Consider the following 6,233-nt stretch of genomic DNA (forward strand, 5'->3'; position numbering starts at 1 on the left):
ATAGTGTAGTGTGTGGGATTTGAAAGGGTCTGCACATTATATACTGTAATTAAGAACGGGGGATTCCGTCAGGCCGAGGAATTCCTCCGGGTTTCTTCTCAACCTTAGTCGTTGGTGGGACTCGGTAAATCGAAGAATCCCTTCGGGATTCTTCTCGAACCTCGTCCTTGAGAGGACTCGGTTTATAGAAAACACTTATTACCCCTCCCATGCCATATAATAAAGCACCATTCATGGAGCAGCGTTATTGTTTACGCTGCGAGTGTCTGCAAAGATGCGAGATTCCTCTGTTGAGGTAGCCAAGCCTGGTATGGCGCAGGTTTGCTAAACCTGTGTCCGAAAGGACTCGGGAGTTCAAATCTCCCCCTCAGCGCTAAAAGAGACAGTCTCACAATCGAGGGGATTGGATGGCTCAGGAAGAAGACATTAAGTATTTCGTAAGGGTTGGTACTACCGATCTCGATGGTACCAAGTCCGTGAGGGTTGCTCTCACCGGCATCAAGGGTGTCGGCAGGCATACCGCCACGGTTATTACCCGCATGGCAAAGGTGGACGAGTACGCACAACTCGGCCGCATGGACGAGGCGTCGGTTGACCGGCTCCGCGTTGCTGTTGAACAGTACAACAGCAAGATTCCGTCCTGGATGGCAAACCGCCCGAAGGACGTGTACACCGGTGAGCAGAAGCACCTCTTTGGCGGCGACGTCACGATGGCCAAGGAAGAGGACGTCAACCTGATGAGGAAGATCCGCTGCTACCGTGGCATCCGCCACGAGACCGGCCAGAAGGTCCGCGGCCAGCGTACCAAGTCCACCGGCAGGACCGGATCGACTGTTGGTGTCAAGCGCAAGTCCGCCGGAGGCTCGTAATCATGGGATACCCAGGCAAGAACCACAAGTCTTACCAGACGCCCAAGCGCCCGTGGGAGAAAGCCCGCATCGAGGCCGAGACCCGTCTCGTCATCGAATACGGTCTCCGCAACAAGCGTGAAGTCTGGAAGGCACAGGCCTACCTGCGCAAGTACCGGACCGGTGCCCGGCACCTGCTTGCGCTCGGCTCGAGCGCTGCCGATGCTGCGCTCTACGAGACCAAGAAGGCAGAACTGATAGCATCGCTCCAGCGCGGCGGGATCCTCGGTCCTGACGCGGACATTGATGCTATCCTCTCGCTGAAGGTCCAGGCCTCGCTCGAACGCCGGCTCCAGACCATCGTGTACCGCAAGGGTCTCGCCAGGTCTGTCAAGCAGGCACGGCAGCTGATCACCCACGGACACGTAGCGATTGACGGCCGCCGGGTAAACATCCCCGGATACCTTGTCAAGCGCAGCGAAGAGTCGCAGATCACCTACTTTGGCACTTCCCCGTTCGTCTCCGACTCCCATGCGGAGAAGACCCGGATCATGAAGCCCGCGACCGGGCCCAAGGCAATGCCCCAGCCCGAAGGTCACTTCCGTGGCCGGGGGAGGAGGTAATCCATGGCAGCAAACGAGAAGGAAAAGTGGGGTATCGCCCACATCTTCGCATCCTTCAACAACACGATCATCACCATCACCGACCTGTCCGGCGCAGAGACCGTGACCAAGTCGAGCGGTGGCATGGTCGTCAAGCAGGACAGGAACGAGAGTTCACCTTACGCCGCCATGCAGATGGCCAGCAACGTTGCGCAGACCGCCCGCGAGAAGGGCATCGTCGGCGTCCACGTCAGGGTCCGTGCACCCGGCCAGGGCAAGCAGAGAAGCCCCGGCCCCGGTGCACAGGCAGCCATCCGTGCGCTCGCCCGTGCCGGCATGCGCATCGGCCGTATTGAAGATGTCACCCCAATCCCCCACGACTCCTGCCGCCCCAAGGGCGGACGGCGTGGAAGGAGAGTGTGATGGAGATAGAATTCGCCAGTCTGGACGACTCCCTCGCACGATTCACGCTCTCGGGAGCGAGCCCCGCCTTTGCCAACGCCTTCCGGCGGGCAATGATCGGTGAAGTGCCAACCCTCGCCATCGAGGATGTGCGCATCTATGACAACACGAGCGCACTCTTCGATGAGATGCTGGCACACCGCCTCGGGCTCATCCCCTTAAAGACCGACCTCTCGGTCTACTCGACCCAGGACACATGCTCGTGCGGAGGGGCAGGCTGCCCCGGCTGCACGGCTACCTACACCTTAAGCGTTGAGGGCCCCCGGATGGTCACCTCCAGTGACCTCATCCCGCAGGACCCCGGCGCAGCACCGGTGTATGACAACATCCCGATCGTGAAACTCACGAAAGGGCAGAAACTCGTCATCGAGGCACGTGCCATCCTCAACTCAGGAAAGGCGCACGCAAAGTGGCAGTCAACGCTGGTATGCGGGTACAAGAACCACCCCGTCATCACCGTCAGCGACGTCTGCGATGCCTGCGGCATGTGCGTCGAGGAGTGCCCCCGCGACATCCTCGTTGCAAAGGGAAAGAAAGTCCAGGTTGCAGAAGGAAAGCTCCCCGAATGCTCCATGTGCAGGCTCTGCGAACGGGCATGCCTTGCGAGCGGTATCGGGGACGAGCCGGCAATAAAAATATCCGCCGAACCCGACCGTTTTATCTTCGTGGTCGAGAGCGACGGGTCCCTGCCGGCAAAAGAGATCATGAATCGTGCCCTGTCGTTTATCAGGGAGCAGGCAGACGAGCTGGAACAACAGCTTGGCGAATTATCAGGGGATGAAAAGAAATGACAAGAATCATTGAGAAGACGAACCCCCGTCTGACGAGTCTCATCTCGCTCCTCAAGAACAAGGGCCGCGAGAACGAGGCGAAGATCTGGCGCGAGATTGCAAACAGGCTCGAGACCCCGAACCGGAACTATGCCGAGGTCAACCTGTCCAAGATCAACCGGTACGCCCAGAACGGAGAGACGATCATTGTCCCGGGCAAGGTCCTTGGGAGCGGCGTGCTGGAGCAGTCCGTCAAGGTCGCGGCGCTGAACTTTTCCGCGTCGGCCACAAGCAAGATCAGGGACGCGAAAGGCCAGTGCATGACCATTGAACAGCTGATAAAGGACAACCCCAAGGGCAGCGGTGTCCGGATCCTGAGGTGAAGAAGACATGGTAACCGTAATCAATGGAGACGGCCTGCTTCTCGGGCGCCTGGCAAGCATCGTAGCACAGCGGAGCCTTGCGGGTGAAGAGATCGCCATCGTCAATGTTGAGAATGTCGTGATCTCCGGCAGCAGGGCCCGGGTGCTCGGGAACTACAAGCACAAGCGCGAACGCGGTGCATCCGGATCCCACTGGGGACCGTTCGTCCCGCGCCGGCCGGACCACCTCATGAAGAGGACCATCCGTGGCATGCTCCCCTACAAGCGCCCCCGGGGCGTTGAGGCAATGAAGTCCATCAAGTGCTATGTCGGGGTTCCCGTTGACCTCGTCGGCAAAGAGATGGAAGTGATCGAGGATGCGCACATGAACCGCCTGAACAACCCGAACCACATCACGCTCGGTGCAGTCAGCACGTTCCTCGGAGCAAAGTTCTAAGGTGGCCATTATGGTAAAGATCATCAACACAAGCGGAAAACGCAAGACGGCAATCGCCCGAGCGACCTTAAAGGCCGGCAAGGGTGTCATCCGGGTTAACTCGGTCCCCCTCGATGCATACGGGTCGATCACCACCCGGATGAAGATCTCCGAGCCGCTCCTCCTCGTCCCCAATGCAGTCAGTGGCATCGATGTCACCATCGATGTTGCCGGTGGCGGTGTGATGGGTCAGGCAGAAGCAGTCCGGACGGCACTCGCCCGCGGCATCGTCCAGTGGCACAACGACCCCGCGATGAAGGACATTTACCTGTCCTACGACAGGACGCTCCTTGTCAACGACTCGCGCCAGAAGGAAGCCAAGAAGCCGCACGGCTCCGGTGCCCGCGCCAAGTTCCAAAAGTCTTATCGTTAAACCAGAAGATATGATGAGAGGTCAGATATCTTGATACCCGTACGATGTTTCACCTGTGGAAAACCGATCTCCACAGCATGGGAAGAGTTCCGGGTCAGGAGAGAGAAAGGCGAGGATCCCAGAAAGATCCTCGACGATCTCAATATTTCGCGGTACTGCTGCCGCCGGATGCTCCTGACGCACAAAGAGATCATCGATGAGCTCAACCCGTACCAGTAAAAAGGAAGATGACAGTATGAACGCGGGGTCGTAGGGTAGCCTGGACCATCCTATTGCGTTCGGGACGCAGTGACCTGAGTTCGAATCTCAGCGACCCCATTTCAACCATTCAAGGAAAACCACAACATCTGATTTGAGGACACGAATGCAGACGCAGAACTATACCCGGTATGAACGGGCAAGGATCATTGGAGCAAGGGCTCTGCAGATATCAATGGGTGCTCCGTTACTTATCACCACGACACGGATCGATCCGCTGGAGATCGCCATCGAGGAATTCACCAACAACACCATCCCCATTACCGTAAAGAGGAAGTAGGAGACCGGGCTATATGACCATCATTGAGGTAATCGAGCTGCGGACGATTCTTGACAGCCGGGGCAACCCGACGGTCGAGGCGGACGTGTACACGGGGAGCGGCCACGGCAGGTCGGCAGCCCCGAGCGGCGCCAGTACGGGCTCGCTTGAGGCAAAGGTGAAGCCTCCGGCAGAAGCGGTGGATAACGCCCTCCAGAACGTGATCCCGGCCCTCATCGGCATGGACGCGCTGGACCAGGAGAGTTTCGACGAGCAGCTCCGGGACATCGATGGTACCGCTGACTTCTCAGGGATCGGTGCGAACATTGCCGTCGCCCTCTCGCTTGCAAACGCGAAGGCAGCAGCCGTATCACTCGGCCAGCCGCTCTTCCGCTACCTTGGCGGGGCGTTTTGTAAGGAGATGCCGCTCCCGCTCGGGAATGTCATCGGCGGCGGCGCCCATGCGGCGAACGCGACCGAGATCCAGGAGTTCCTCATCGTCCCCGGGGATGCAGCGGATGCAGAAGAGGCAGTCTTTGCGAATGCTGCCGTCCACCGCACGGTGAAGGCACTCTTAAAGAAGAAAGGAATTGCCGCTGGCAAGGGTGATGAGGGTGCATGGGCACCGCAGATCGACGATGCCCTCGCATTTGAGCTCATTGCCGAAGCGGCCGGAATAGTCGCCGACGAGATGAAAGTCTCGGTCGATATGGGTATCGATGTTGCGGCGAGCCAGATGTGGGACGGGAAAGCATACAAGTACCGCAAGACCACGCGCTCGACCGAGGACCAGATCGCCTATATCGCGGAACTCGTGGACAAGTACAACCTTGTCTACGTGGAAGATCCCCTCCACGAGGACGACTTCGACGCGTTCGCGGAACTCACCAGCCAGGTCGGCAACCGCTGCCTGGTCTGCGGCGACGATATCTTCGTCACGCAGGTCGAACGCATCCAGCAGGGCATCGAGTGCGATGCTGCAAACTGCGTCTTAATCAAGCCCAACCAGGTGGGCACCCTCACCGACACGTTCGATGCGGTGCAGCTCGCCCACCAGAACGGCCTGGACACGGTGATGAGCCACCGGTCCGGTGAAACCACCGATACCACCATCGCCCACCTTGCAACGGCATTCTCCTGCGTATTCTTAAAGTGCGGGATTGTCGGCGGGGAGCGCATTGCAAAATTAAACGAACTGATACGCATCGAGGAACAGCTATGACCCAAGCAACAGAAATGGAAATTGAACTGAAAGAACCGCTCATCCCCGTCGAGGAGTACCTCGCAGCCGGTGTCCACATCGGCACCCAGCAGAAGAGCGAGGACATGAAGAAGTTCATCTACCGCGTCCGCGGCGATGGCCTCTACATTCTCGACATCCGCGAGACCGACAACCGGATCAAGACTGCCGCGAAGTTCTTAAGCCAGTACGAGGCCCCGAACATCCTCGTCGTTACGTCCCGGCAGTACGGCCAGTACCCGGCCAAGAAGTTCGCCGACACCATCGGCGCCATGTCCGCAACCGGCCGGTTCATCCCGGGCCTTTTGACAAACCCTGTCCTTGACGGTTATATCGAGCCGCAGGTTGTCGTTGTCACTGACCCGATCGGCGATGCGCAGGTCATCAACGAGGCAGTCCAGTGCGGGATCCCCGTCCTTGCGCTCTGCGACACCAACAACATGACGAAGTTTGTTGATCTCGTCATCCCGACCAACAACAAGGGTCGCAAGGCGCTCTCGATGATCTACTTCCTCTTAACCCGCGAGATGCTCCGGCTCCGCGGTATCTCCACAGCGCTCACC

General features: G+C 58.7%; 11 protein-coding genes and 2 tRNA genes. All 13 read left to right on the forward strand.

All coding sequences use genetic code 11. From position 1 onward, the window contains the following. Window positions 1-289 precede the first annotated feature (289 nt). Window positions 290-373, forward strand: a tRNA-Ser gene (locus tag CW742_RS05330). A gap of 34 nt (window positions 374-407) precedes the next feature. Next, on the forward strand, window positions 408-869 hold the full coding sequence (locus CW742_RS05335) for a 30S ribosomal protein S13 (protein WP_292417509.1): 462 nt from the start codon (window positions 408-410) through the stop codon (window positions 867-869). Window positions 870-871: 2 nt separating this feature from the next. Next, the gene (locus tag CW742_RS05340) at window positions 872-1,471 is read left to right on the forward strand and encodes a 30S ribosomal protein S4 (RefSeq protein WP_292417512.1); all 600 of its coding nucleotides are present in this window, start codon (window positions 872-874) and stop codon (window positions 1,469-1,471) included. Between the two features lie 3 nt (window positions 1,472-1,474). Then, window positions 1,475-1,873 (forward strand): 30S ribosomal protein S11, encoded by a 399-nt coding sequence (locus CW742_RS05345; RefSeq protein ID WP_292417515.1) that lies wholly within the window; start codon window positions 1,475-1,477, stop codon window positions 1,871-1,873. After that, complete coding sequence (locus CW742_RS05350; protein ID WP_292417518.1) at window positions 1,873-2,703, forward strand: DNA-directed RNA polymerase subunit D; 831 nt, start codon at window positions 1,873-1,875, stop codon at window positions 2,701-2,703. The genes CW742_RS05345 and CW742_RS05350 overlap by 1 nt, the downstream gene beginning before the upstream one ends. After that, the gene (locus CW742_RS05355; RefSeq protein ID WP_292417521.1) at window positions 2,700-3,065 is read left to right on the forward strand and encodes a 50S ribosomal protein L18e; all 366 of its coding nucleotides are present in this window, start codon (window positions 2,700-2,702) and stop codon (window positions 3,063-3,065) included. Before CW742_RS05350 ends, CW742_RS05355 begins: the two co-directional genes overlap by 4 nt. Before the next feature lie 7 nt (window positions 3,066-3,072). Continuing rightward, the gene (locus CW742_RS05360) at window positions 3,073-3,501 is read left to right on the forward strand and encodes a 50S ribosomal protein L13 (RefSeq protein WP_292417523.1); all 429 of its coding nucleotides are present in this window, start codon (window positions 3,073-3,075) and stop codon (window positions 3,499-3,501) included. A 10-nt stretch (window positions 3,502-3,511) separates the two neighbouring features. Further along, the gene (locus tag CW742_RS05365) at window positions 3,512-3,913 is read left to right on the forward strand and encodes a 30S ribosomal protein S9 (RefSeq protein ID WP_292417525.1); all 402 of its coding nucleotides are present in this window, start codon (window positions 3,512-3,514) and stop codon (window positions 3,911-3,913) included. A 30-nt stretch (window positions 3,914-3,943) separates the two neighbouring features. Next, a complete protein-coding gene (locus CW742_RS05370) occupies window positions 3,944-4,132 on the forward strand; it encodes a DNA-directed RNA polymerase subunit N (RefSeq protein WP_292417527.1) in 189 nt (62 codons plus the stop codon). Window positions 4,133-4,156: 24 nt separating this feature from the next. After that, window positions 4,157-4,231 (forward strand) — tRNA-Pro (locus CW742_RS05375). Between the two features lie 46 nt (window positions 4,232-4,277). Beyond that, window positions 4,278-4,451, forward strand: coding sequence for a DNA-directed RNA polymerase subunit K (locus CW742_RS05380; RefSeq protein WP_015284525.1), 174 nt, complete (start codon window positions 4,278-4,280; stop codon window positions 4,449-4,451). 13 nt (window positions 4,452-4,464) lie between these two features. Continuing rightward, window positions 4,465-5,652 (forward strand): phosphopyruvate hydratase, encoded by a 1,188-nt coding sequence (gene eno / locus CW742_RS05385; protein WP_292417532.1) that lies wholly within the window; start codon window positions 4,465-4,467, stop codon window positions 5,650-5,652. Then, the coding region (rpsB, locus tag CW742_RS05390) for a 30S ribosomal protein S2 (RefSeq protein ID WP_292417533.1) at window positions 5,649-6,233 on the forward strand (585 nt) is incomplete at its 3' end. The genes eno and rpsB, both read left to right, overlap by 4 nt.

The sequence above is a fragment of the Methanoregula sp. genome, from assembly GCF_002835825.1.
GTDB lineage: Archaea > Halobacteriota > Methanomicrobia > Methanomicrobiales > Methanospirillaceae > Methanoregula.

Bases quoted from the DNA above. Each gene is read 5' to 3' on its own strand.
- CW742_RS05380 (WP_015284525.1), top strand. From the start codon at position 4,278: ATGCAGACGCAGAACTATACCCGGTATGAACGGGCAAGGATCATTGGA.
- CW742_RS05345 (WP_292417515.1), top strand. From the start codon at position 1,475: ATGGCAGCAAACGAGAAGGAAAAGTGGGGTATCGCCCACATCTTCGCA.
- CW742_RS05365 (WP_292417525.1), top strand. From the start codon at position 3,512: ATGGTAAAGATCATCAACACAAGCGGAAAACGCAAGACGGCAATCGCC.
- CW742_RS05335 (WP_292417509.1), top strand. From the start codon at position 408: ATGGCTCAGGAAGAAGACATTAAGTATTTCGTAAGGGTTGGTACTACC.
- eno (WP_292417532.1), top strand. From the start codon at position 4,465: ATGACCATCATTGAGGTAATCGAGCTGCGGACGATTCTTGACAGCCGG.
- CW742_RS05360 (WP_292417523.1), top strand. From the start codon at position 3,073: ATGGTAACCGTAATCAATGGAGACGGCCTGCTTCTCGGGCGCCTGGCA.
- CW742_RS05355 (WP_292417521.1), top strand. From the start codon at position 2,700: ATGACAAGAATCATTGAGAAGACGAACCCCCGTCTGACGAGTCTCATC.
- CW742_RS05350 (WP_292417518.1), top strand. From the start codon at position 1,873: ATGGAGATAGAATTCGCCAGTCTGGACGACTCCCTCGCACGATTCACG.
- CW742_RS05340 (WP_292417512.1), top strand. From the start codon at position 872: ATGGGATACCCAGGCAAGAACCACAAGTCTTACCAGACGCCCAAGCGC.